This window comes from Methanobacterium formicicum DSM 3637 (assembly GCF_000302455.1).
Classification (GTDB): Archaea; Methanobacteriota; Methanobacteria; order Methanobacteriales; family Methanobacteriaceae; genus Methanobacterium; species Methanobacterium formicicum_A.
This window is the reverse complement of sequence record NZ_AMPO01000010.1, coordinates 46,128-71,611: the sequence shown is the minus strand read 5'-3', so window position 1 is coordinate 71,611 and position 25,484 is coordinate 46,128. Positions and strand designations below refer to the sequence as shown.

24 protein-coding genes are annotated in these 25,484 nt (G+C 38.3%); 17 read left to right on the top strand and 7 right to left on the bottom strand.

The genetic code is table 11. The features are described from left to right. Positions 1-47 precede the first annotated feature (47 nt). On the top strand, positions 48-761 hold the full coding sequence (gene cysE / locus A994_RS10580; RefSeq protein ID WP_004031572.1) for a serine O-acetyltransferase: 714 nt from the start codon (positions 48-50) through the stop codon (positions 759-761). Positions 762-1,082: 321 nt separating this feature from the next. Further along, positions 1,083-1,460, top strand: a complete 378-nt coding sequence (locus A994_RS10575; protein WP_004031571.1) for a transcriptional regulator — start codon at positions 1,083-1,085, stop codon at positions 1,458-1,460. 164 nt (positions 1,461-1,624) lie between these two features. On the opposite strand, the gene A994_RS13565 is transcribed toward A994_RS10575, so the two are convergent. Next, positions 1,625-1,762: a hypothetical protein gene (locus A994_RS13565; RefSeq protein WP_237739736.1), complete on the bottom strand. Its 138-nt coding sequence runs from the start codon at positions 1,760-1,762 to the stop codon at positions 1,625-1,627. 485 nt (positions 1,763-2,247) lie between these two features. Here A994_RS13565 and A994_RS10570 point away from each other — a divergent pair, with 485 nt between their 5' ends. The 15 genes from A994_RS10570 (at position 2,248) to A994_RS10500 (ending at position 19,323) form a co-directional block, all read left to right on the top strand. Further along, on the top strand, positions 2,248-4,827 hold the full coding sequence (locus A994_RS10570) for a carboxypeptidase regulatory-like domain-containing protein (protein WP_004031570.1): 2,580 nt from the start codon (positions 2,248-2,250) through the stop codon (positions 4,825-4,827). Between the two features lie 381 nt (positions 4,828-5,208). Further along, entirely contained in the window at positions 5,209-6,810 is a 1,602-nt protein-coding gene (gene asnB, locus A994_RS10565) for an asparagine synthase (glutamine-hydrolyzing) (protein WP_004031569.1), read from the top strand. Positions 6,811-6,953: 143 nt separating this feature from the next. After that, positions 6,954-7,169, top strand: coding sequence for an Asp-tRNA(Asn) amidotransferase subunit GatC (gatC, locus tag A994_RS10560; protein ID WP_004031568.1), 216 nt, complete (start codon positions 6,954-6,956; stop codon positions 7,167-7,169). Then, positions 7,166-7,654 (top strand): hypothetical protein, encoded by a 489-nt coding sequence (locus tag A994_RS10555; RefSeq protein ID WP_004031567.1) that lies wholly within the window; start codon positions 7,166-7,168, stop codon positions 7,652-7,654. The genes gatC and A994_RS10555 overlap by 4 nt, the downstream gene beginning before the upstream one ends. Before the next feature lie 29 nt (positions 7,655-7,683). Then, positions 7,684-8,697, top strand: coding sequence for a homoserine dehydrogenase (locus A994_RS10550; RefSeq protein WP_004031566.1), 1,014 nt, complete (start codon positions 7,684-7,686; stop codon positions 8,695-8,697). 254 nt (positions 8,698-8,951) lie between these two features. Further along, complete coding sequence (locus A994_RS10545) at positions 8,952-10,187, top strand: cofactor-independent phosphoglycerate mutase (protein ID WP_004031565.1); 1,236 nt, start codon at positions 8,952-8,954, stop codon at positions 10,185-10,187. Between the two features lie 122 nt (positions 10,188-10,309). Continuing rightward, positions 10,310-11,734: a Mur ligase family protein gene (locus A994_RS10540; RefSeq protein WP_237739735.1), complete on the top strand. Its 1,425-nt coding sequence runs from the start codon at positions 10,310-10,312 to the stop codon at positions 11,732-11,734. A gap of 237 nt (positions 11,735-11,971) precedes the next feature. After that, entirely contained in the window at positions 11,972-12,694 is a 723-nt protein-coding gene (locus tag A994_RS10535) for a type 1 glutamine amidotransferase (protein WP_004031563.1), read from the top strand. Between the two features lie 265 nt (positions 12,695-12,959). Further along, complete coding sequence (pyrG, locus tag A994_RS10530) at positions 12,960-14,573, top strand: glutamine hydrolyzing CTP synthase (protein ID WP_048204222.1); 1,614 nt, start codon at positions 12,960-12,962, stop codon at positions 14,571-14,573. Positions 14,574-14,598: 25 nt separating this feature from the next. After that, the gene (locus A994_RS10525; protein WP_004031561.1) at positions 14,599-15,801 is read left to right on the top strand and encodes an A24 family peptidase C-terminal domain-containing protein; all 1,203 of its coding nucleotides are present in this window, start codon (positions 14,599-14,601) and stop codon (positions 15,799-15,801) included. A 215-nt stretch (positions 15,802-16,016) separates the two neighbouring features. Further along, complete coding sequence (locus tag A994_RS10520; RefSeq protein WP_004031560.1) at positions 16,017-16,451, top strand: class III signal peptide-containing protein; 435 nt, start codon at positions 16,017-16,019, stop codon at positions 16,449-16,451. A gap of 38 nt (positions 16,452-16,489) precedes the next feature. Continuing rightward, positions 16,490-17,386 (top strand): DUF2101 family protein, encoded by an 897-nt coding sequence (locus A994_RS10515; RefSeq protein WP_004031559.1) that lies wholly within the window; start codon positions 16,490-16,492, stop codon positions 17,384-17,386. 239 nt (positions 17,387-17,625) lie between these two features. Beyond that, on the top strand, positions 17,626-18,387 hold the full coding sequence (locus A994_RS10510; RefSeq protein ID WP_048204221.1) for a phosphopantothenate/pantothenate synthetase: 762 nt from the start codon (positions 17,626-17,628) through the stop codon (positions 18,385-18,387). Then, positions 18,384-18,962 (top strand): AAA family ATPase, encoded by a 579-nt coding sequence (locus A994_RS10505; protein ID WP_004031557.1) that lies wholly within the window; start codon positions 18,384-18,386, stop codon positions 18,960-18,962. Before A994_RS10510 ends, A994_RS10505 begins: the two co-directional genes overlap by 4 nt. Further along, complete coding sequence (locus tag A994_RS10500) at positions 18,940-19,323, top strand: RNA-binding domain-containing protein (RefSeq protein WP_004031556.1); 384 nt, start codon at positions 18,940-18,942, stop codon at positions 19,321-19,323. The genes A994_RS10505 and A994_RS10500 overlap by 23 nt, the downstream gene beginning before the upstream one ends. Positions 19,324-19,550: 227 nt before the next feature. On the opposite strand, the gene A994_RS10495 is transcribed toward A994_RS10500, so the two are convergent. From A994_RS10495 to A994_RS10470, 6 genes are all read right to left on the bottom strand, one after another. Beyond that, complete coding sequence (locus tag A994_RS10495; protein WP_004031555.1) at positions 19,551-20,234, bottom strand: diphthine--ammonia ligase; 684 nt, start codon at positions 20,232-20,234, stop codon at positions 19,551-19,553. Between the two features lie 260 nt (positions 20,235-20,494). Then, positions 20,495-21,301, bottom strand: coding sequence for a hypothetical protein (locus tag A994_RS10490; RefSeq protein ID WP_004031554.1), 807 nt, complete (start codon positions 21,299-21,301; stop codon positions 20,495-20,497). A 111-nt stretch (positions 21,302-21,412) separates the two neighbouring features. Next, complete coding sequence (locus A994_RS10485; protein WP_004031553.1) at positions 21,413-21,832, bottom strand: hypothetical protein; 420 nt, start codon at positions 21,830-21,832, stop codon at positions 21,413-21,415. A gap of 1 nt (position 21,833) precedes the next feature. Further along, positions 21,834-22,265, bottom strand: coding sequence for a hypothetical protein (locus tag A994_RS10480; protein ID WP_100222301.1), 432 nt, complete (start codon positions 22,263-22,265; stop codon positions 21,834-21,836). Between the two features lie 35 nt (positions 22,266-22,300). Next, positions 22,301-23,365, bottom strand: a complete 1,065-nt coding sequence (locus tag A994_RS10475) for a hypothetical protein (protein ID WP_004031551.1) — start codon at positions 23,363-23,365, stop codon at positions 22,301-22,303. 12 nt (positions 23,366-23,377) lie between these two features. Beyond that, positions 23,378-25,480 carry a hypothetical protein gene (locus tag A994_RS10470; protein ID WP_004031550.1) on the bottom strand — a complete coding sequence of 701 codons (2,103 nt, stop codon included), beginning with the start codon at positions 25,478-25,480 and terminating at the stop codon, positions 23,378-23,380. Between the last annotated feature and the right edge of the window lie 4 nt (positions 25,481-25,484).

Here is a 25,484-nt window from a genome sequence, read left to right as displayed (position 1 = left end):
CCTAATTAGTAAACTATTAGATTTGAACTTCACAGGAGGAAAAAGTAATGTTTGATAGGATAAGAGAAGATCTGGAAATGGTACGTATGCGGGACCCTGCCGCCCGAAGCACTCTGGAAATATTCTTCTGCTATCCAGGTTTACATGCCATCTGGCTCCATAGACTAGCCAGTTGGTTCTGGAACCACAAACTATTATTTTTAGGTCGATTAACATCAACCATCAACCGCCTGTTAACCGGGATCGAAATACACCCCGGTGCCACCATTGGCAGAAGAGTATTTATAGATCATGGGATGGGGGTGGTTATTGGTGAAACTGCAGAAGTAGGGGAAGATGTACTGATTTACCAGGGAGTAGTCCTGGGCGGGACCAGTCTGGAGAAGATAAAAAGACACCCAACCATTGGAAATGGTGTGGTCATAGGTTCGGGAGCCAAGATCATTGGTAATATTAAAATTGGGGATGCATCCAAAATTGGTGCAGGATCAGTTGTCCTGAAACCAGTTCCAGCGGGTTCAACCTGCGTTGGTATACCTGGAAGGGTAGTACAGGAAGAACGCAAATGCGCCATTGATTTAGATCACGGGGAGTTACCGGACCCTGTGGCAGAAGTTATTAACTTACTTTTAAAACGACAGGATGAAATGGAAGCCCAGATCAAAGAACTTGGGATTACCTCAACAGTGATGAAGGCTAACGGCCTGTTAACCCGCAAAACTGAGATGGAAGAAATCTTCTCAGAAGGCGCAGGAATATAAAGAATTTAACTCACATTCATCACAAATAATACTAAAAATCAATACAATATGCATTAATACATACCTTTAAAACATTAAATTTTAAAATAAACATAACTCCTGAAAATTAGAGAGAACTTTTTAAAAACATGTCTTACTGTTAAATGTTTAAAAATGGATTAATGAATTAAAAAGAAAGTGCTAAAAGTATTGATAAATAAATATCTCAGGATTTAATGAATTAATTACTTAAAAACGGATTAAAATAAGGAAATAATAATAAAAAAAATACGGAAATGATTGATAAAATTATAGTAAAAATAAGGGGAATTAGTGATTAAAATGAGACCTCCATGTGAAATAGTAGTGTGGTACGTTATCCCCACCATAAGATCTGAACTGGCCAAGGAACTCCTGAATCTGGGAATGAAACAGAAGGAGATTTCTGAGCTTTTAGATATAACTCAACCCGCAGTTTCTCAGTATATCAGTGATAAAAGAGGACATGGTATAAAATTCAATGATGAAACCCAGAACCTCATCCGAGAATTTGCCAAGGGTCTGGTGGAAGAAAAATACACTCAAAGGGATATAATACCACATGTTTGTCAAATATGTAAAAAAGTAAAGACTGATGAAATTCTCTGTCAGCTACACAAAGAAAAAGGAAAAATGCCAACTGATTGTGACGCCTGTATGTCATCTCACCTAGTTGAATAAACTGTACACCCACAAAGGCCACATTCATGGATTTTTTTTGAATTCCTTTTTACTTCTAAACTTTCGCTTTACTTCTTAAATATTAAATTGAACTGATTTTAAGTTTTTTTACAGCAGGAAGGATGTTATTCTATCGTAATGTTTTTATATCAATCTATATTAACTTATCCTGTCCTAAACTTATCGCTCCTAGTTTTACAAGCTTTATAAATTTTTAAATATTTACTATGACTGGATAATGCCAATAATAAATCTTTCAACCCACATTTATTCATTGATTTTCCATTCATTTTTATTTTCATGAAATCCAGTGATTTTTCTATCCCGGTTGCTATTCTAATAGTATTACTTAATTTTTTTTTGAAAAAAAATCTGCTTTAAAAAAGTAAGCTGAAGGTATGATAGATGAATTTAAAAGGATTTATCTATTAAACTTTGAACCGTGATCTAGTACATATCATTAATTTTTGTTGCTCAGTTTGCTGAACGTAATCATTCAAATAGATTGTTGTGCTTATGAGCTAAGATTCTAATATTATAGCAGTTATGTAATGATAAAAACTGTTTTTTTAGTTAATATTTATATAGGACTGGATAATATCTAAATATGACAGTATGTATATTGATGAAATCAGTAGTATTCAAGTAATAAATACCATATTAATTTAGTAATAAAAATACTAAAAAAATTATGATATAGGTGTTTTCCATTATCATTTTGTCACTATCATTTGGAAATAACTAACCACAGTTGTTTTCATTTGTAAAGAAAAAGGAGGTGAAAAATTTGAAATACAAAAAACGTGGAGCAGCTCTTCTAATAACATTTTTTCTAGCAGTGATACTTTGCAGTGCTGTTTGTGCCGCAGATTCTGACAATAACTCCATCAGTTCCACTGCAGATAATTCCGAAATCCATTCATCGGCGATTACTGCAATATCTGAAGAAAACAACAGTGCAACATCAATAGACCCTATAATATCAGGAACAGTGTTTAATGGTTCAACAGACCTTGGGTTAGGAGGAGTTACCATCCAGGTATTGGATTCCGGTAACAATCTTATGGCGGAAACAACAACCGGAGCCGATGGTTCATATCATGTGAACTTTAACAATCCCGGAACAGTATTCCAGGTGGCAGCAATCAGGTTAGGTTACATATCATACTCAAAAGAAATAACTGTAACCCCCAATGCAACCAATCCCAGTGATCCCAATCTTTACGGAACTGCAAACTTCAGATTATATGGTTTACCAGCTTACAGTGGCAATGCTTCAAGTTATGTATTGAACGTAGGAGCGATTCCAGGAATTTTACTGGATATATACGCAGGAAAATCAAGTGCAGGAGTAGATAGCCAGGTGATACCTTACAGTGAAGGTGAAGGTATACCCTTAGAAATCAGACTGCTTGGCGGCGATTTACTCGCTGGTTTATTGAATGTGAATTCGACAGGTGATCAGGGTTTGGTGACTGGAGGAATACTTCCATCCAATTTACCTAGCTTATTGCAACTACTAGGACTCAATGTGGGTGCTTTAGTTGGAGTTGCTGATTCAAGTACCAACCCCCCAGGAGCAATCGGAGGGAGCAGTTTAGTATCTTTACAACTGAGTTTACTGAATTTAATCCAGATCATAAACTTGGGAGTTATAAACGCCAATAGCAGCGTGACACCCGATTTTGATACTGGCGCCCTTACAAGTTCCTCTAGTGTTGGAAGCACAGCCAATATACTAGTTCTCGGCGGATTACTCGAAATAAACGCTTTAGATGTTCATGCAACTGCGTTTGCCAATGGTGAAGTAGGAGGAGCTTCTGCAATCTATGATTGGACTGTAGCTGACATAAAACTCCTCGGCATAAGTATTTTGGACCAACTCCAGATAAATGGAGTAGTTCAAATTCCGGGAGTGCTGAGAATAGCACTGGGTGATAAGACAGAGATAACTTCTCCTGATGGTACTCATGCCTTTGCTTCAGGGGATGCTTTAAACATTGAACTTCTCAACATCATACCAGGTTATGAGTTATTAACCCTGACCCTGGGTCATGCACAAGCAGAAGCAAGTGTGCCTTTGGGTGGTTTAGATGTAGGAAATGCAGATCTGGGAATTGATAAAGCTGTGAATACCCTGACACCTAACTACATGGATGAAGTTGTGTTCACTCTAACTGCACATAACTACGGACCAGATGATGCTACCAATGTTCATGTGACTGATCTGTTACCTGCAGGGTTTGAATGGGTTTCTGATGATTCTAACAATTCATACAATCCTGCAAATGGAGTCTGGAATATTGGTAATCTGGCAAAAGGTACCAGTGCTGTGTTACATATTGTAGCACGAGTTATTGCATCTAACACTACTATAACCAATGTTGTCAGCATCAATGGAACAGAACATGACCTGGAACCAGGTAATGATCATGATTCTGTGACTGTAACTGTAGGCCCTGCATCCGACCTTGAGATAACTAAGACCGTTGACAAAACCTCACCAGAATATCTCGATACCATCACCTACACCATAACTGTACACAACAACGGACCAGACAATGCCAACGGAGTAACCGTGACTGACCTATTGCCGACAGGATTAAGGTACATCCAAGACGATAGCAACAACGCATACAACCCTACCACAGGAATATGGACCATCGGAACCCTGACAAAAAACACCAACACCGTTCTCCACATCTTAGCACAAGTAATGGTCTCCAACACCACCATCACCAACATCGCCACAGTAAACGGAACTAACCACGACCAAAACAGTACTAACAACGAAACCAACACCACCATAACCATAGGACCCGCATCTGACCTTGGTATTGCTATAAATGTGAATGATGCACATCCAAAATATCTGGATTTTGTTGAGTTTACATTGACTGCATACAATTATGGGCCGGACAATGCACCTAATGCTAAAGTGAATTTCACAGCACCTGCGGGACTTCGCTATGTATCAGATGATACTAATGGTTCATTTAATTCAACCACAGGTTTGTGGAGTATTGGTTACATGGCCTTGAATACCATGGAGGTTATGCATTTAGTAATGCAAGCTATGGTTCCAAATGTTCAGATGACTGTTGAGGCAGTTATAACTGATCCAGACCCTAATTTGGCTTCAGGATTCTATGATCCAAATCCGGACAATAACCGGGCAACTGCTTCAGTTTCACCTTATTCAGTATCGGAACCTGGAAATCCAACTACCAAGACCACTGATTCCAGCACCCCCACAACCTCATCAGAAAAAACCGTTGGTATGCAAACTACGGGAATACCCCTTGGTGGAATATTAATGGCAATACTGATGATCTTCACTGGAATATCGGTGTCCAAAAGGAAGTAAAAACAACTCATTTTCCCCTTTTTATTTTTTTTTGATAATTGAATGGACATGTAATAAATTAAAATTCTAATTTTTAGGTCTGAACTTAAAATCATAACAAATCAATTACAATTTAGACAGATTGAATATTATTTAATTAATTATAAAAAAGATTAAAGTCTAATATAATTAAAAATCTGTGTAAATAAGATTTTGTATATAAATAATTGTGTTATAAAATTAAAAAAAGGATATTAAAGCATAAATAAAAGCAAACACTATTTAACTTTAGGAATAACCTTATTTTATTGATTTTAGTCTTTTGGATAATTTTGTGGATTCAGACTTAATTAATTTAATACACTTCTAAATCTGTTAAAAAATTGTGGGATTAGTTGTCTTATGTGTGCAATAACTGGCATCATCGGTGAAAATATTGGTGACAAACTGTATAATATGTTACTAACCCTTAAACACAGGGGACCTGACAAATCTGGAGTTTTTGTAGATGGTAAAATATCTCATGGCAACTTGGAAGATTTGATCATACCCCACGGTAACATTGGACTGGGTCACAATCTTCTGTCTATTGTGGGATCAGAAGTTGTTCAACCAATGAGCAATGGGAAAATTATCCTGGTTTGTAACGGGGAGATCTACAATTATTCCCAACTGCATTCTGATTTGGAAGATACATCATATGATTTTAAGACTGACAGTGACTCTGAAGTGGTTTTAGCCCTCCTCACAAAACACTACCAAGGTTCCCTATTAAAAACTGTTCCTTTGGTTCTTGAAGAGTTGGATGGAGATTATGCCTTCGCTGCATATGATGGTGAAGATTTAGTTGCAGTTAGAGACCCGTTGGGTGTGAAACCACTTTATTATGGGGATGAAAATGGCTTATTTGGTTTTGCATCAGAAAAAAAAGCATTATGGGAAGTTAAAATAAATAAAACCCACAGCTTACCACCTAATTTTATGTTACATAATAAGGAACTAGTACCTTTACCACAAAGACAATCACTACCACAAATATCATCATTACAACAAATATCATCAGGGAAAGAAAATTTCTCTTCCTGCGTAGAAGACCAATTCCAAAACGAATCATATGACTTTTCCATTGAAAGTGAATTTTCCAAAAGTACTCGGGTCACTTCAGATAAAAAATATCTTAAAGAAAAAGAAGAGATTAAAAAGGTTTTAGGAAATTATATCAGGGAATCTGTGAAAAAAAGAACCCGGGGCCTGGATAAGGTGGGAATTTTATTTTCTGGAGGTGTTGATAGCACCTTACTGGCTGTGCTATGTGCTGATCTCGGGATTGAAACTGAATTGTATGCAGTGGGTAGTGAAGGTTCTCCAGACCGTGTTTTCGCCAGTAAAGTAGCGGAGTATATAGGTCTTCCCCTTCACATCAGAATGGTTGATGAGGGCGTGGTAAGAGAATACATTCCCCGAGTATTAAGTGCCATAGAAGAGTGGAATGTTATGAAATTAGGGGTGGGTATGACCGCATACCTGGCTGCGGAGATGGCCCACCATCATGGTCAAAGGGTGATCTTGTCTGGTCAGGGTGCAGATGAACTCTTTGCAGGATACCATCGATACCTCAGTTTTTACCAGCAAAAAGGTGAAGAGGCCCAGGAAGACCTCCAGAATGATGTGGCGAATCTTTACCATGTAAACTTGGAGCGTGACGATAAAGTAACCATGGCCAGCAGTGTGGAACTGAGGGTTCCCTATCTGGACCTCCAAATTATAAATATGGCCATGAATATACCTATGTACTACAAGATAAATGGTCCAGATGACAAATTACGTAAGTGTATCCTCAGGGAAGTGGCTAACCAGATGGGTGTGCCCTTTGAGATCGTTAAAAGACCTAAAAAAGCTGCACAGTATGGATCGGGTATCCATAAAATCCTCAGAAAAAAGGTGTTAAAGGACTCAGGATATATGGATAAATTGAAAAAATCCTTTAAATTTATAGACATTTAAATTCATAATATGGATGATTGATAAACATTCAATATAAAAAAAATAATAATTCAACTTACCAATTGAGAATGAAATTCTAATTAATAAACGAATATATGAAAATAACTAAAATAAGGTAATTTAATAATTTGGGAGTGAAAAAATTGAAGATTGAAAAAGAGGCCGAAGAGATACTCCAGAGCTTTTCTGAAGCCCTGAAAGACATACCTGAACTGGAAGAAACCCATTACATGGTTGATAACGTTAACCTATCCCGGGAAGACTGTGCTGAAGAGAAGGACTCAACCAAGATCATGCGCAACGCCCATGTGGATAAAGAAGGTAATCTGATTGCTGAAAAAGGAAAGTGGGTAAAATGAGATTTAACCTTGTACTGGATCTACCCGATGTTCCAGGACAATTATTAGAAGCTCTTGAACCCATGGGAAGATTAGGCGCAAACATAGTAGCAGTTATACACCAGAGAGATGTTAAAACAGAACGGGGCACAGTTCCAGTCCAAATAACCATAGAAGGAGACAAAGAAACCTTAGATCGGGTTATGGATGCCATGGAAACTAAAGATATTCAGATAATGGCAGTGGACGGTGTACTGAGGAAGGAACAGATCACCACCGTTCTGGTGGGGGATATTGTGGAAGAAGATGTGAAGGACACTGTAACCCTCTTAAACCAGTTGGAAGGTGTCAGAGTGGCTGATCTGGATCTTAAAATGTCTGATGAACCCCGAAACTCTGCCACTAAGATCGTTATGGAAGCAGATTTCGGACAGAAAAAGGAAGTGCTCAAAAACATCAAAGAAGTTGGGAATCAAAAGGGCTTCCTGGTTATTAATGAAGTTTAAGGATTATGGAGTCTAAAGTAGGTGTTCCCATGAAAATTATTATTTTAGGTTTTGGTGCAGTAGGACAGGGAGTTGCCCGTGTTCTGTCCATGAAAGAGGATTATTTGAAGAGTAACTATGATCTTAATCCCCAGATCGTTGCAGTGACTGACCGTTCCGGGGCAGCCATAAAAGAAGATGGTCTGGATGGAGAATTGCTCCTTAAAACCAAAAACGAAACCGGCAAAATCTCGTCTTACCCAGAATATGGTGTTCCTGGTGTAAGCAGTCTTAAAGTTCTAGAAGAAGTTGAATACGATTGTCTGGTGGAAGTTACTCCCACGGATATTGATGATGGAGAACCCGCCCGTAGCCATATCCTGAAGGCCATGGAAGAGGGTAAAGATGTGGTTACATCCAATAAGGGCCCCCTTGCATTGTCATTCCAGGAACTTGCTAGTTCTGCTCAATCCAATGATGTTGAATTTAAATTTGAAGCATCAGTGGGCGGTGCCATGCCCATCCTAAATTTCGCCCATGATAATCTGGCAGGATGCAGTATAGAATCAATTTACGGGATTTTGAACGGAACCACTAATTACATCTTATCCAGGATGGCTAAGGAAGGATCATCTTATGAACAAACCCTCAGTGAAGCCCAGGAAATGGGAATTGCAGAAACTGATCCATACCAGGATGTGGAGGGTATTGATGCAGCCTGTAAAATAGTTATACTGGCCAATTCTGTTTTAAACCTCCCTGTAACTCTTAAAGATGTTGAAGTTGAAGGAATATCCAGAATAACCGCTGAATCGATCGCTCTGGCTAAGAAAGAAGGTTTATTAATTAAACTTATTGGTGAAGCTTCAGCTGATGCTCTGGAAGTATCACCCCGCCTGGTGCGCCAGGGATCACCCTTTGCAGTGGAAGGTACCCTTAACGTTGCCACTCTTAAAACTGATCTGGCAGATGATGTGACTGTGGTAGGTAAAGGTGCTGGATCCGTGGAAACCGCCTCTGCCATTTTAAGTGACATCATCAGTATCTGGAAGATAAGGAAATGATAAACTTTTAAAAAATTATTTTTTTTAATAAATCATCATAATATCAGTTTTAAGCTTAATAAATTCCTAAATTAAGATTGTCTTAGAAACTGCACCTAAAACTATCTTAAAAACCATAAATAAAAAATTATCTTAGAAATATAAATAAAAAATTATCTTAAAAACTATAACTAAAAAATTATCTTAAAAAATTCATTTATTTGATTTAATGGATTTAATCTATTACAAACCAGAGATGAAAGGAGATAAATTTAATGAAGTATGTTGTTGTTATTGGGGATGGAATGGTTGACAAGCCATTAAAAGAGCTGGATGGAGAAACACCCCTACAAAGAGCCAAAACCCCCAATATGGATTTTATAGCAAAAAATGGGTCCTGTGGAATGCTGAAAACTGTCCCTCAGGGGATGGAACCCGGATCAGATGTGGCCAATCTATCCATAATGGGTTATGATCCTAAAAAATATTACACCGGCCGTGGCCCACTGGAAGCCGCCAGTATCGGAGCTGGGCTTGAAAAGAATGATGTGGCATTCCGTTGTAATTTAATAACTAACGAAAATGGCATTTTAGCTGATTTCAATGCTAGTCATATCACCACTACTGAAGCATCCCAGCTCATTGAGACTTTAAATCAGTCATTTTCACGTTACGGGAAATTCTATCTGGGAACTAGTTACCGCCACCTATTCGTTTATAATGATAGGAATGCATCTTTACTCAAATCAACTCCTCCACATGATGTTGTAGGAGAACCAATTCAGGAACATCTTTTAAAAGGAAATAATGACACATTAAAGCACCTAGCTGATGACCTGAATCAGCTGATGTATAAATCTTCGGATATTCTGGAAAAGCAATCCCTAAATGAGAAAAGGGTTGAATCTGGTAAAAATCCAGCTAACATGATCTGGTTATGGGGACAAGGACCCAAACCCCAATTACCTCCTTTCAAAGAAGAATACAACCTTAAAGGTGCAACCATTACAGGAGTAGACCTAATCAAAGGAATTGGAACTTACCTGGGATTAACCAATATTCATGTTCCTGGGGCAACTGGCTATTATGACACTGATTACTGTGGTAAGGCTGAATATGCCTTGAAAGCCCTGGAAGACCATGATCTGGTATTTATTCATGTGGAAGCTCCTGACGAAGCAGGGCATGCTGGAGATATCCAAGAGAAAATAAAAGCCATAGAACGCATTGACCGACGCATACTGAGAAAGTTAAGAGAAAAACTCCCAGCAATAGATGATTATGCTCTGGCTGTGTTACCGGACCACCCTACACCGATAGATATTAGAACTCATACTTCAGATCCAATTCCATATGCCGTGTACACCCCAGGTTGCGAAGCAGATAAAACAGAAGCATATAGTGAAGTTTCTGTTTTAAATAGCTTTAAAAATAATTCTAATGAAATCATGGAAGGTTATAAGTTTCTTAAATTTTTCATAGAATATGGAAAATGTGCTAAAAAATCTTGAGAAAATGGTAAAACATCCTGTAGAAGTGGTAAAGATCTTGAAGTGATTTCCAGACGTATCCATTTCGTTGAAGGCAAATAAACCATGAGTTGAAGAAAATATAATTATAATAATTAATAAAGGTGGGATTTAAAATAAGTTATTCAAAATTCCGGTACTATTCTGCAGTGACTGCGGGTAAAATAGTGTCTTTCGTTCTCAGAAAAATTCTCAAAAGCAGTGCTAGTGCAGCGCCTGGTAAAGTGGCCATGACCATTTATCCAGATATTCTGAGAGTGGTAAATGACCGCTGCCAGAAGAAGATCATTATCACTGGTACCAATGGTAAAACCACCACCAATAACCTTCTCACCCATATTTTAACCAGGGAATATCCTTCAGTTCTCTCTAACTTAAGGGGGGCTAACATGCCACAGGGACTGGTAAGTGCCTTTTTGCATGACCGGAAAAAAGAGTATGATTGGGGAGTTTTCGAAGTGGACGAAGGTTCATTTGAAAGGGTTACTGAACATCTTAAACCAGACTACGTTCTGGTGACCAATTTCTTCCGGGACCAGCTGGATCGCTATGGTGAGATCGAAAAAGCATTTCAGGACATCCTGGAATCTCTGGAATCATTGGATACAACTTTAATCCTTAACGCAGATGACCCTCTGGTTTCAAACTTCCGTAAACTCCATAAAAGGAATATTTACTACGGGGTGACCCAAAACCAGTACAGCAGCTGCCAGCAGGGAATTGTTGAATCAAGATTCTGTCCCGCTTGCAGTAGCTATCTAGACTATGATTATTATAATTATGGACAATTAGGTGGTTACCAGTGCCCTGATTGTGGTTTTTCCAATCCTGATTATGATTATCAGATTACGGAGATAAATTACCAGGATCATCAGTACCATTACCAGTTTAAGAATAAGAATCAAAACATGCAGGATATAACCTTTGCCTACGAGGGAATATACAATGCATATAACTGTTGTGCGGCATTATCTACTGCCCTGGAAGTAGGTCTTCCTCTCGATAAAGTTGCTCATTCCATTGAAGAATTTGAGTATCATCTGGGCCGGATGGAAAATTTCCAGTTCCCAGGGAAAATTGTTAAAATAGCACTGGTTAAAAACCCCATTGGACTCAGTGAAACCATAAGCAGCATTTTTCTGGATGAACGAGAAAAATCCATGTTATTTGTGCTTAACGACAACCCAGCTGATGGTAAGGATGTTTCTTGGATATGGGATGCTGAAGTAGAAAAAATGAATAATATAAAAAACATCAACCACATCTACTGTTCAGGTCGCCGGGCTGAAGATATTGCACTCAGACTCAAATACGCTGGAGTACCAGTTGAACTGGTAGAAGTGGATGATAAAATGGATAATGCCATAGAAAAACTTCTAAATGAAGATGTGGAAATAGCTTATCTCTTACCAACTTATACCGCCGTGTTCCAGGCCCGTGAACTGGTACTGGCACGTTTAGAAGGTTCAGGTAAGAAAATGTCACACATTCGTGAGTATCTGAAAAATTTGAAGTTTCCAGGGCGTTAAATGAATAATTAAAAAATGATTGAACCTGTTAAATAACTTCAAAGCATTATGGAACTAATTAAATAAAAGTTCAAAGTATATTAAAACTAATTTAACGACTCAAAGTATATTAAAACTAATTTAATGACTCAAAGTATATTAAAACTAATTTAATGACCTAAAGTGTATTAAAACTAATTAAATAACTTCAATATCACTTAATATGTTAATAATAAAAATAATATTGCTGGGAAAAACATGGAACTGAAAATATATCATATGTATCCGGATCTTCTGAATCTTTACGGTGATCTGGGTAATGTAACCTGCCTACGTCAGCGCTGCCAGTGGAGGGGTATTGATGTAGAGGTGGTGGGTTTCAGCATGAATCACGAAGTACCCTTGGACGAAGGTGATCTGTTCTTTATTGGAGGTGGATCTGATCGTGGACAGAACATTGTTTACTCCCACCTTTTAAAATACACACGTATGATGGGAGATCTGATTGAAGATGGTGCCCCGGTACTGGCTATATGCGGGGGGTATCAACTTTTAGGTGAAAAGTACATTGATGCAGATGGAAATGATGTTCCTGGTCTGGGAATATTTGATTACCATACCCGTAGTGAGGAAGGACGGCTCATTGGGAATATAATCATTGAAAATAGTTTAGGCCTTAATCCAGAGACACTAGTGGGCTTTGAAAATCATGGGGGTCGTACCTACCATGACCACCAGGCACTGGGAAAAGTAAAAGTAGGTTACGGTAACAATGGCCAGGACAGTGAAGAGGGTATGGTTTACCAGAACTGCATCGGAACATACCTCCACGGCCCATTACTACCTAAAAATCCACACTTGGCTGATTACCTAATTTTAAAGGCGTTAGAAAGGAAATATGGCTTGAAAGAGTTATCATCCCTTGATGATCAACCGGAATACGCAGCTCATGAAAAAGTACTGAAATTGTACTCCCCCTGATTTTCTAGGAAATCATTTAATGGGAAATACATTGATTGGTGGGGGATCATTACACTCTTTCGGAATCTTTTTTAATGATATTTACCTATACATAGATGTTCCTATTGGACTTTCATTAGGTATGCACCTTGGAGTAAATATTCATGGGAACTAAAATTTTAAGCCTATTCAAAGCATTAAAATAAGTAGTAATGATTATTTAAAGCTTTTTAGAATAGTTTATAATGTTTTACAATTAATACAGTGTTAAAATCTTTTTAAGGAGATGGTTTGTCTGTCTAGATATATAGTGGTTACTGGTGGTGTGGTAAGTTCAATTGGAAAGGGAATAACAGCAGCTTCGATTGGTAGAATTTTAAGGTCTTATGGTGTTGATGTAACTGCCATCAAGATTGACCCTTATCTTAACTGGGATTCAGGAACATTAAACCCCTACCAGCATGGTGAAGTCTTCGTTACTGAGGATGGTATGGAAACTGACCTGGATCTTGGCCACTACGAGCGTTTTCTGGATGTTAACCTCTCAGGAAAATCCAACATCACCACGGGTAAAGTTTACTCTTCAGTAATTGATCATGAACGCAAGGGAGACTACCTGGGTTCATGTGTGCAGATCATACCCCATATCACCAACAAGATCAAGGACATGGTGCGTAAGATTGCTCGTGAAAGCCAGGCTGAAGTGGTTTTGGTAGAAGTAGGGGGAACTGTGGGGGATATTGAAAGTCAACCATTTTTAGAAGCCCTTAGACAACTTAGAAATGAGGAAGGTCATGACAATGTTATGTTTGTACACGTAACCTACGTACCCTACCTGAAAGCTGCAGGTGAATTTAAGACCAAACCTACCCAGCACAGTACCAAGGAACTCAGGAGTACTGGTATCATTCCAGATATGATAATCTGCCGTTCAGAGTTACCTATTGATCAGGCTCTTAAAAACAAAATTGCACATTTTTGTGATGTAGAACCTAAAGCAGTAATCAGCACTCCTGATGTTGAATCAATTTATGAGGTTCCACTGATCATCAACCAGGAAAAAGTCGGGGAATACATCTTAAATCGGATAAAAATTGATGCATGTGACCAGGACCTGAATGAATGGGAACATGTGGTTGAATCACTAAAACAGGATTCATATCAGGTAAGTATTGGAATAATTGGTAAGTACGTGGAACTGGAAGATGCTTATATGAGCATCAGGGAGTCATTAAAACACGCTGCAGCTCATCTTGGAATAAAAGTCAACATTGAATGGATACAGGCTGAAGATACCATTGACGAAGAGAAAATAAGCCATCTTGATTCTCTTTTAATACCCGGCGGTTTTGGTGAGCGGGGAATATCCGGGAAACTGGATGCAGTGCAATATTCTCTCCAGAATAAGGTTCCACTTTTCGGAATCTGTCTGGGAATGCAGTGCATGGTTATAGAATTCGCCCGCCAGAAGGGTTTTGAAGGAGCACACAGCACTGAATTTAATAAGGAAACCTCTTATCCGGTTATTGACCTCATGGAAGAGCAGAAAAAAATAAAAAATATGGGCGGGACCATGAGGTTGGGTTCTTACCCTTGCAAAGTTAAAGAGGGAACCATGGCCCATGAAGCCTATGGTCAGGATGAGGTCAGTGAACGACATCGTCACCGTTTTGAATTAAACAATGATTACAGGGACGTTCTTAAAGAGAAAGGGTTGATTATTTCCGGAACATCACCCGATGATTTCCTGGTGGAAATGATAGAGTTGAAAGATCATCCCTGGTTTTTAGGTTGCCAGTTCCACCCTGAATTCAAATCCCGACCCAACAAAGCCCATCCTATCTTTGTATCATTTTTAAGGGCAACTCTGGAAAACCATAAGCAAAAATCAGGAAAATAAACCTACCAGAACCCTGAGGACTTAAATGATCATAGACATCCCTCTATTAACCATTATATTAGCGGTGGTAGCGTGTATTTATGCCAGTTATTCTGACCTTAAAAGGGGTATTATTCCCAATAAATTAACATTTCCCCTTATTGGTCTGGGATTAATACTTAATGGAATTTATGCAGTTATGCTGGGTGAAATCTGGTACATTGTGGTATGTGCAGTGGTTACTGGAGTAATATTTACCTTAGGCTACCTCTTCTGGAAGCTGGGAGCATGGGCTGGTGGGGATGTTAAACTCTTCACTGCTTTGGCAGCACTTCTCCCATTTTACTCACTTCCACCATATTACCCTGCCTTAATACCCTATAACTTATTTGGAGTGCAATTCCCCCTTGAAGGAATTTACCCCTTCCCATTAACATTGATAATTAACAGTATCCTGTCTATACTCCCATTTCTACTGATTTACGTTTTTTATGTGGTAGTAAAAACCAAACCACACCTCATGGGTGAATTAACAGCCCCATTTATAGAATATAAAAAGAACATTGTCCTAACCCTGGTAATCACATCCGCGGTTAACATAACTCTTTTCATAACCCAGCATTTGAACTTTCAGATAATGCAATTGGGAGCACAGATTATAATTATTTCCTTAATTTTGATTTATCTCTTAACTCTGTTAATATCCAAATTACCCAATCAGGTTAAAGCAGTGGTAGTATCAATGGTTACTGTTGCAGCTCTGTTCTTTAACCTTAAAATTACCCTTATTAGTATTGTTATTTTATTCATCTCCATAATCATAATCGAACTTGTGAAAAAGCTGTTAACATCAGTGAGCAGAGAAGCACTGCAGGATGATACTCCCCTGGATGAACTTAAGGAAGGAATGATACCTGCTTATAACCTGTACCAGAATGAGGACCAGGAGGTATTTGTGGATGATAAGAGTTTCACTGATAAGATTAAAGAATCCTTCAAAACAAGAGACCCAAATATTCTCACTGCAGCCCCGGGTAAACGTTTGATTGGAACTCTGGCAGCAGGATTAACCACAGAAGACATCCAGCTTTTAAAACAACTACACCAGAATGGTAAAATTACCAATGCATTCCGGGTAAAAAAAGGAGTTCCCTTTGCACCTTCAATTTTAATTGGGCTTATCATATCACTTTTCATTGGGGATCTGGCTTATATATTACAGAAAATACTTATCTGGGCCCTCTATTAACACATTATGAGCCCTTATTAACATATTACACCAATGATCTAATGGCGTCACTGATGGAAACCCTTGAAGATCAAGTAGCAATAATCCTCAGGATTTGAAACAAGAGACATTATATATTGTTAAGTTAAAAATGCACTAATATTTATATGAATCCTATGTCAATAGATTATATAATCTATGTGAATTAGATTATAATAATAATCAGAGTGGTTAAAATGGAAAACAAAGGACAGGTTTCTGCAGAGTACTTACTCCTTCTGGTAGTGATTTTAGTTATAATGGCTGCAGTTACCATACCATTAGTAGCTTCATCTGTCAATGCTACTATGGATGTTTCCACCTCATCTGACACGAAAAATGCAGTGCAAAGCATTGCAAATGCTGCTAATTTAGTTTATGCTAATGGACCGGGTGCTAAACGGACGCTTAGTATTTATATGCCCCAAACTATGAATTTAACTTATGATAATAACACTAAGACCATTAATCAAAAACTGGGCCTTTCTTCCCAGAATAAAACCATAAGTGCCAGTGTAGATTACACTGTTAGCTTTACGAATCCCACTCCTAGTAAGGGATGGCATGAAACACAGATAACCTGGCCCACCAATGGAACTAACTCCCCTATAACTGTAGTTTTCACAACTTAAATTTTTGAGGTAAACTTAAATTTTGAGGTAATAATATAATGTTCAATAAATTAGGAGACATAATATTACGATTTTTCTCACTTCTGGGGGCAGTGATACTCGCAATACCGAAAATTCCCCAAAAACTCAGTAACATCAACAGGGACCGCGTGAAAGAAAAGATAGACACTGAAAACATTAAAGAAAACGTTTCAAAAGTTAAGGAAAACTTGGGAATTGATGAAAAAACCTCAAAGATCAACTCTAATGAAACCCCCTCTTCAAAACAAACAACATACTCAAATGCCCATAATACTGGAAAAACCAGCGAAAAATCTGATGTTATTCTTATATCCACTCCCTTCACATCCAAGGAGAAGGAAGATACTATCTTTCGTCTTCAATTGTTATCAGCAGGATTCCTTATTATATCTGTTTTATACCTTTTTAATTTCTTTTCTTTGATTCTTTATGGAATCCTTGGGATTTTAATAGCAGGTTACATCATTTATATCTTATTTAACCGGGTTAAAGTCATGTATGGTCCGGAATTCCCTGCTTATCGGGATTTTTTCTTGATGTACCTGGTGGTGGGTATTATCCTGGTACTGGCCGGTACCAATAGCAATCTGGTCATGGCATTTTCCTTCAGTTTTTTCCCGTCACTGACCATATTCATATTTGCAATTGTGGCAGTGGCACTTGTCTATCTAATTTTCAGGATACGTTACCATCGAGACTTCACTTATGGAGTTGTGATTGAAACCGGTGAAAGGATGGCATATGTAAAGGTAGAATATGATATTCGTTCCAATGTCAAACCAGACATATATGTGGTTGAAAACGGTTACGGTGCAGTAGATGGTGATACAGTAAAATTAAAGACAGAACAGAAGATTCTCAGTAACAGTGGTAATAAACCAGTAAGTGTGATGGAAACTGTTAACAAGATTTAGTCCATTTTTTTGATTTTTAATAAAAACCTTAAATCAACATCAAATCATATGCAAATTTTATTTAAAAATTTTATTCACCATACCCGATTTGAAAAAAATTATTTACTCGAATTGAATCCATCAAAGAAACTAAACCTTATCCAAAAACTCATTAAAGCTATAATATTCACATTACCTTCAAAAAAAATTGAATGAATAAAAAAGGAATAAATAAAAAAGAATTAATGGATGTACTTAATATGCATGATATTTCACCCAGCCATCCTCGTTATCGTTCCCTTCTTTTAAGGGATAAAATGGCCCAGGCTTACCGAGAAGGAATCCTGGCTGATAGTGCCCTTATCGCCCATGGTAGGGGTGAGGCATTTGATTATATTTTTGGCGAAAAAACAAATCCCCCTGCAATTAAAGCTATTAGAGCTGCTAGTGCCACTCTTTTACTTGCTGAAAACCCAGTTTTATCAGTTAATGGAAACACTGCAGTTTTAGCGGCAGAAGATATGGTGGAACTGGCCAGTTTGCTACCTGCAAAGGTGGAGATCAATCTATTTTATCGCACACCCCCACGTGTGGTTCAAGTTGAGAGGGTGTTGAAAAATGCAGGTGCAAATGAGGTTCTAGGTAAAGAGGGTGATGATTTCCTGCCCCTTAAGGGGTTGGAGGGACCCAGATCACGGGCGCATCCAGAGGGTGTGTACATTGCAGATGTGGTTCTAGTTCCATTAGAGGATGGTGACCGTGCCGAAGCACTGGTGGCATTGGGTAAAAAGGTTATAACTATTGATCTGAACCCATTATCGCGGACGGCTAAAAAATCATCCATAACCATCGTGGACAATCTAGTCCGGACCATACCACTTATTATTAACGAAGTTAAAAGGCTTAGAGAATGCTCCAGGCAGGAGCTGGAAGAGATAGTTATGGAATTTGATAATGATGAGAATGTGTCTAGTTCACTTGAACTGATATCAGAATATTTTAAAAGAGATGAAGACTCATGAATGTAATTGGAGTTACAGGAATGCCAGGATCTGGTAAAAGCGTGGTTTCCAGGGTTGCGGATAGTCTGGGAATGAAAGTGGTGAGGATGGGGGATGTTATCCGTAATGAAGCTCAAAAGAGAAACGAAGCCCCAGGAAAAGTGGCAGTGGAACTGCGCCAGGAGTACGGGGAATTTATAGTAGCAGAGCGATGCGTGGAGTATATTAAAAATTTTTCAACCAGTGGAGTGGGACATTCAAATAAACCCCAGAAAGATAAATCGCCAGTATTCCTTATTGAAGGAATTCGCAGCCCCTGGGAAGTGCAAATATTCAAAAAAAATTTCCCAAATTTTAAGGTTATAGCCATACATTCTGCACCAAAAACACGTTATATACGGCTTAAAAAGAGGATGCGATCCGATGATTCTGCTGAGGCTAAAGAAGCCCAAAAAAGAGACCAGAGAGAACTTAAATTTGGTATTGGAGAAGTAATTGCCAGTGCTGATTTTATGGTGGTTAATGAGAGTGCTAAAGGTAAACTGAAAAACACAGTGCGGGGGATCCTGAAAAATGAATTGCAAAATAGTTGCTAAAGCCACAGTTAAACCCACTGAAGATCTGGATAAAGTAATAAAAGCCCTATCAAATATCTTTGACTATGATGATATTGTAATAGCCGAAGAAATGGTTACAGTCACTGGCAATACATCCTGTCTTTTCCCATTTAGAGAATTCCTGGATAAAGGACAGATCAATGATGCTGCCAGAAAAATGATCCTCAAGGGATGGGACGAAGAATCCAAAACCATTAATTTAAAGTTGAATAAGCAAGCAGCCTTTGCAGGTAGGATCAACCTGGTGGATGCTGCTGATCTTTCACCCCTTGGAGAGATAGAAGTTAAAATCAGCACAGAAAATGTGGAAAAATTTGCCAACTGGCTATGTGGTCCTTAAACAATAAATTTTAAACAGATACGATGATTTTAAATGAATAAACAAATTTAAACAAAAAAATGATTTAAATGGACAAATAAATTTTAAATAGAATACAATGCGTTTTAATGAATAAATAATTTTTTGATGAAGACAATGATTATTTATGGATAAAAAAAGAGTCTTAAATGGATAAAATAAGATTTTTTTATTGATAATGTGATTTTCACAAATCTAGTGAGGGAAAATCAATCTTTTTCCGTTAATTCTGCATCCTTAATCACCAGATGGCCGCTATCAACATCCCATATCTTTTCTGAGTCCAGAATATGGAGTCTTTTAGTGAAAATGGGGCCGTTAAGTACCAGGGTTTCTGCTTCCCCACCTTCAAATGCCATGTGTAAACCATATTTATCATGGAGTACCTTCAACTCTTCCAGTAACTCTTCATCAACAGTTCTACCCAGCCATGATTCATCCAGACCTTCAGCAGATACACTGGTGATGATTACTTCAAATCCCAACTCAACAACCTCTTGCATATAATCCAGAGGCTCTCGGTGCCATAATGGTGCTATAGATTCCAAGCCTAACTCCTGGCAGAGCCCATCAATACGTGATTTCTGGTACTGGGAATGTATTGCCCCGGTAAATACTGCCTCAACACCCCTATTTTTAAGGTCTTTAAGGGCATTTCTAAGATCATCTAATTCTTCTTCCTTCATGCCTGGAGTTTTAGCCTGAATAAGTGGTATTCCCATGGCTTGAGATAGTAAAACCGCCAGGTGGATGTTAGGAACATGGAACATGTAAGAGTAAGGATTCTCAGAATGCATGGAAAGTAGATATTCCACATTCCAACCATCTTCCATGGCTTTGTAAACCGCCATGGTACTGTCTTTACCGCCTGAAAAAAGTACTGCTGCTTTCATAATCATTAACTCCGTCAATAATCATTTAATGCCCTAAATATAGCAATGAAATGCCATTAAATATTTGTTAATCCATTAAATATTTAATCCATTAAATATCAATTGCTTTAAACCAATTACTCATCATTAAATAATTGTCTTTAATTGTCTTTTTAAACGTTTAATATTTGACTAAACTACTAAGATCACTGCCTGAACTAATTAAATTAATAAAATAAAAATCAAGGAGGGAAATATCAGTGGTTACCATCCTCATGTGATTAATTAACCTTTTTTTTACGTAGCCTGTTTTTAAGACCTTTAAAACCGCTTATTATGGTGTCAATGAACATTCCAGCTAATCCAACCAGTACACCCAGGAATCCGCAGAACAGTATCACATTGTTCTTTGCAGGGATGGTGCTTTTCAGGGTTTGGATTTCTTTTTCCACAGGCCCATTGATCTCAGTTACCACAACTTCCCCCTGGGGGAGTTGTTTAACAACTGAATCTACCTGAGATGCATCCACCACTACTTTAACCTGCACTATACTGTATTTGATATTTATACCACTAATCAGGAGCAACCAGCTTTTAAGTTTCTTGATAACTTCTGTGGGGTCACTTCCTGGTTTGATCTGTACCATCAGGGTATCACTGGAGACAACAGTTGCTGATGTGATATTGGTGTTGGCCGAGGGTATGCGTGACTCCAGATTACTCTTCCAAGCACTGCTTATTCCTGTTGTTTTTACCGTTATTTCTCCACTTTCAACACTCTGGACTCCAGGAATATTCTTAACATCCGCAATGGCTTTATTAACATCACTGTCTGTGGAAATGTTTAAGGTGATGGTTTCTTGCTGGTCAGTGGTGGACATGTATATGCCCCTGGCCATATCCGGAAGATCATCATAGACCGGTGCTATAAAGAATGCACCGCCAATTAAACCCACCACAAATCCTAAGCCAATAACGAATAAGAAATTCTTTTTACCAATTAATGGTGTGAGAAGTGCAGTGGAAAATACAAAGGCCATTAAGAGGAAAAAGAGTATGATCATAATGATTACAAATATTGTTTCCATGGTTTCATCTCTGGTTGGTCAGTAGTACAGGTAAGGAAAGTTAAAGTCATTGAAATGGATTATCATGTAAATAATACACTATCAAATAGTGTTCACTAGATAATTACAGTATCAAGTAGTGTTCACTATTTTTCCTGTGTTAACATCCACATATACAGTTTTTGATGGTTGGGTAATTTTGGAGATTGGAACCATCCACACCACTATGGTAGTCTGGTTGACCACAATAGTTCCCTGCATTGGGTCCGAAGCTTTATATCCCGGATTAGCATTAATAGCTATATTCTTAGCCTGAGTTGCTGATATCAGGAAAGTGTTACTTGCATTGTTATTTGATGAATTAGTTGAATTGTTAGAAACAACCGGTGCTTGGCTGACTGGTGTGGATGTGACAGGAGGAGTATAAGACTGATTATCAGTAGTTACATTTGATTTGGACTGAAAAGGATTATAAGCATACGCTACCAGCATAAAAACCACCACAGCAACTACAATCAGCGCCTTTTTTTCCCAACCTTCTCCTAGATCCATATTAATACCCTTGGAATTTTATAACACCCTTTACATTTTTAATGGTTATTATTCTATCGGTTGTAGTACTGGTAGTGATATTGAAGTTATTAACCTGTTGTGGTATCATCTTGACACTAACAGTTTTATTATTATAGATGACATCAACAGAATCAGTGGAATTATTCACACGGATAACTGATGCAGTAGTGGTTATGCCTGCCGGAATTGTTAAATTAGCTGTATAACCATCTCCATTAACATAGACTGCATTGATAGCCCCAACCACTTTTTCACCCAGAGCTCTGGCTTTACCCATATCTGCAGCATTTAACTGGTTAAATTCACTTCCAACCAGTGAAAGCACACTTGCCATAATAACCAGGAAAATGAGAGTTATAAATAATAACTCTACACTTGCCTGTCCTTTTTTATCAAGATCCAACTTTTTCACCTGAAATAATAAAGATTACGTGTTATAATTACTGATTATGTGTTATAATTACTCGCTAATGGGAAATAAGTTTTGTAAGTTTGGGAAAGATAAAAAGGTTTACCCGCGGGATCATTGAAGGGTACAGTTCCATTTATGGTTATACCAGTACCAGTCACCCCTGTAGCATACTCGTGATCTAAAGCAGAGATTGTTTTACCCCTGTATACATCGCTTAGTGGGTTACCTATAATAAAAGTACTCATACGGGTTTCATTGTTCTCACCGCTGATCTGTCCTCCCTGTAGCCTTTCAAAGAAGTTGAGCCCGGAAGGATCAGGGAAGTACTGTGGAAGAAGTGATTGATTTTGAGGATTATCGGTTCCGTTTAAACAATTCCACAGGTTCTGGATTTCTGCACCTGTAACATTATCATCAAAGTGGTAATCTACATCTCCTAAATAATTTTCTTCATACTGAGGATATTCATATATAACATCCCTGCTCCTGAAACTGGTTTTTATCCATATGTAAGGATCTTCAACACCAATAATTGGAGCATAACCTCTTATTTCAGGTAAAGTTCCCTCATAAACTTGACCTTCTTGTACAACTTTTATGGGTACACCTGCTTTAACCACTACGTAAAAACCAAATGGATCGCCATTACCATAAGGATCAACCTGAGTAACAGTGATATTATCTTGAGAGAACGTGTCATTGAAAGTAGTATTGGTTAAGTTAGTGGGTATCAGTACATTGTTAATGTAAATCTGCCTACCAGTTTCCCGGGATAGTTTACTGCAGGCATCAATGACATGGGCGTTAAGTTGTTGAGTTACAACCTGCCTGGTGTAAAGTTTGCTATCACTCATAAAATGTTGGTCGTCAATTACTTTACGGCTAGCATTATAGGCTGCATATCGTCCGGAATCACCAGCACCATTTTGTATGACGGAAATGATAGACGAAACAGTACCACCTGTAACATCACTACCAATTGTTACGGTAGAAAACTGGTTAATTTCATTCACAATATCCCCAAATGCCACTGCAAAGATTACTATTGGTATGAGGAGTAAAAATGCCAGCGGAGTGATTGTGTAACCTTTTTCATCCATGATACCATGTTCCTATTGATTCCATAATTCTAACCTGACAGTGACTGCATTGGGAGCGTTACCTGCATACAATGCAGAAGTATGTATATTTTGAGCTTTGGGATATTTTTTTAATAGATTAGCTGTAGCATTTTCCATGGCTTCTTCTGCAGTGTTTCCCATACCAGTTGACCATTCATTCTGAATCTGAGGATTGATTACTGCAATCCTGGTACCTGAAAATATGGAAGCAGTACCAGTACTCAGTGATTGATAGTCACCAGATTCCCATGCTTTGGTAGGCCCAGTAACTGTAATTCTCAAAGGATAGTTTCCAGGTACAAGAGTATAATTTGTTGCAGTGGAGTTTGATGTGGTGATCTTATGGAAATTATTCTGAGCATCCAGTGCAGCCAGATCCAGGGAAAATGGTACTGATGAGCCCTGGTATAGTATTTGATTATTACCATAGTCTATCCGGACATTTCGAGTGTTAAGTCCCAAGCCCAAAAAGAGCATAGCCTTCTGGCTGTCTTCAGTAAGTGTAAACGACTTAGTCTGCACTAAATTATTATTACTGGCTTGATGGCTGTCAAATGGATAAGTATCCCATTTTATTTTGTATTCACTGGTGGAAAGCATGATGTAAGAATCCTGCAGACCAACCAGGTCATAATCAGAGGAGGGTACATTATCCCATGTCGTTATTCTCACCTTGTTGTTTGCTCCCTGCCTTAATTCATCCCCGATATAAATAGTTCCTGGAAGATTACCGTAACCATCAGATATGTCACTGTAATCCGCTCCACCTATGTCAAATGAACAGAATACTGTTCTCCAGTTCTTAGATTGATCATCCCACACCTCAACCAGAGTATTATCTACTGCCCCCCAGCTGTTTACAACAACATAAGCATCTAATATGTTTTCATCAGCAGGGATACTAACATCTTTAACAACAGAGACTGCAGATCCATCCTCACCATTCACACCAGTTATGACAAATGGAATACCGTCAGAATAGGAATGATCCTTGTTATACATATTAGTCCAGCTGATTTCTCTTAAATAATTAAGGTTAGTCACCTGACCAGTATCCAGATTGTATATACGACCATAACCATCACCCGCCCCCAGGTCAGTTAATCTGTCTACAGCCAGACCAGCAGCGTTCTGGAATGGAAGTTTATTTGTGCTCACGTTAATTGGGACAGTGATATTGGTGGAATAACTTGACAGTATAGAAAACCAGGGCATATTATAATCATAGTTAGAATTCGTGACGAAATTAACATAGAAATTATTTATACCAGGATTCAGGAGAGTCTTAGATATGTTTCCCTGATAGTTATACATAAGTTCAGTGGAGCTCACCCTCTTATTAAGAAATGTGAATTGGTTTGAATTAGCAACAAGTGCAGGCTTGCTATTTATTACGGTGTTAGTCCCAAAAGCAGGGTTCGCTGTAGGCCAGCTATATCGGTTATCACTTGAAGAACCTTGCAAGTATTTAGCCCCATATATAGTGGCCCCGTCAGGTATGGTGAAAGTAATGGCCTGAGCACTACTTCCACTACCCCAATAAGCATAGTTCCTCAAATTACCACTTCCACTCCACGGAGAAAAGTTGGTAAGCCAGTTGTGGAATATCCAGGAAGTGGTAGTAAGATTAACCTGTTGATTTGTGAATTCAACTGGCTCCGATTTAAACCATGCACGCCCCCACCATCCTTCTTGAGGCCCAGAAATAACCCTTACTCTGGTCACAGTATCTTTATTGTATAAATATCCAGTACTACTTGAATTCCTTTCCACAGATATGGGCGTTCCAGGATTGATAGTTAACCGGTATCCAACTCCGTTAGGTATCAAATTATCTATGGATTGACTTAAGATAAACTGAGATTCCTCAGTGGCATTAGAAGAGTTACTAATAGCAGCAACAGAAGCAGAATCTAGAGTCCCATCCTGTTCCATAACCTGTAATGCACTGTCGGCCAACGCTTCCAGATGCTGGTGTTCCTGCCCCATGTACATGGGGAGCATAATGTAACTGGCCACAGTTACCGTAAATACTATAACTACCACCAAAGCCAGAGCAGCATCAGCAGTGAATATAAAACCTTTTTCATCCATTTCA

Excerpts from the sequence above, each read along its gene's own strand:
- cysE (WP_004031572.1), top strand. The coding sequence starts at position 48 with ATGTTTGATAGGATAAGAGAAGATCTGGAAATGGTACGTATGCGGGAC.
- A994_RS10505 (WP_004031557.1), top strand. The coding sequence starts at position 18,384 with ATGAATGTAATTGGAGTTACAGGAATGCCAGGATCTGGTAAAAGCGTG.
- A994_RS13565 (WP_237739736.1), bottom strand. The coding sequence starts at position 1,762 with ATGAAAATAAAAATGAATGGAAAATCAATGAATAAATGTGGGTTGAAA.
- A994_RS10525 (WP_004031561.1), top strand. The coding sequence starts at position 14,599 with ATGATCATAGACATCCCTCTATTAACCATTATATTAGCGGTGGTAGCG.
- A994_RS10485 (WP_004031553.1), bottom strand. The coding sequence starts at position 21,832 with ATGGATCTAGGAGAAGGTTGGGAAAAAAAGGCGCTGATTGTAGTTGCT.
- asnB (WP_004031569.1), top strand. The coding sequence starts at position 5,209 with ATGTGTGCAATAACTGGCATCATCGGTGAAAATATTGGTGACAAACTG.
- A994_RS10575 (WP_004031571.1), top strand. The coding sequence starts at position 1,083 with ATGAGACCTCCATGTGAAATAGTAGTGTGGTACGTTATCCCCACCATA.
- A994_RS10545 (WP_004031565.1), top strand. The coding sequence starts at position 8,952 with ATGAAGTATGTTGTTGTTATTGGGGATGGAATGGTTGACAAGCCATTA.
- A994_RS10470 (WP_004031550.1), bottom strand. The coding sequence starts at position 25,480 with ATGGATGAAAAAGGTTTTATATTCACTGCTGATGCTGCTCTGGCTTTG.
- A994_RS10500 (WP_004031556.1), top strand. The coding sequence starts at position 18,940 with ATGAATTGCAAAATAGTTGCTAAAGCCACAGTTAAACCCACTGAAGAT.
- A994_RS10520 (WP_004031560.1), top strand. The coding sequence starts at position 16,017 with ATGGAAAACAAAGGACAGGTTTCTGCAGAGTACTTACTCCTTCTGGTA.
- A994_RS10535 (WP_004031563.1), top strand. The coding sequence starts at position 11,972 with ATGGAACTGAAAATATATCATATGTATCCGGATCTTCTGAATCTTTAC.
- pyrG (WP_048204222.1), top strand. The coding sequence starts at position 12,960 with ATGGTTTGTCTGTCTAGATATATAGTGGTTACTGGTGGTGTGGTAAGT.
- A994_RS10550 (WP_004031566.1), top strand. The coding sequence starts at position 7,684 with ATGAAAATTATTATTTTAGGTTTTGGTGCAGTAGGACAGGGAGTTGCC.
- A994_RS10510 (WP_048204221.1), top strand. The coding sequence starts at position 17,626 with ATGCATGATATTTCACCCAGCCATCCTCGTTATCGTTCCCTTCTTTTA.
- A994_RS10495 (WP_004031555.1), bottom strand. The coding sequence starts at position 20,234 with ATGAAAGCAGCAGTACTTTTTTCAGGCGGTAAAGACAGTACCATGGCG.
- A994_RS10490 (WP_004031554.1), bottom strand. The coding sequence starts at position 21,301 with ATGGAAACAATATTTGTAATCATTATGATCATACTCTTTTTCCTCTTA.
- A994_RS10555 (WP_004031567.1), top strand. The coding sequence starts at position 7,166 with ATGAGATTTAACCTTGTACTGGATCTACCCGATGTTCCAGGACAATTA.
- A994_RS10515 (WP_004031559.1), top strand. The coding sequence starts at position 16,490 with ATGTTCAATAAATTAGGAGACATAATATTACGATTTTTCTCACTTCTG.
- A994_RS10475 (WP_004031551.1), bottom strand. The coding sequence starts at position 23,365 with ATGGATGAAAAAGGTTACACAATCACTCCGCTGGCATTTTTACTCCTC.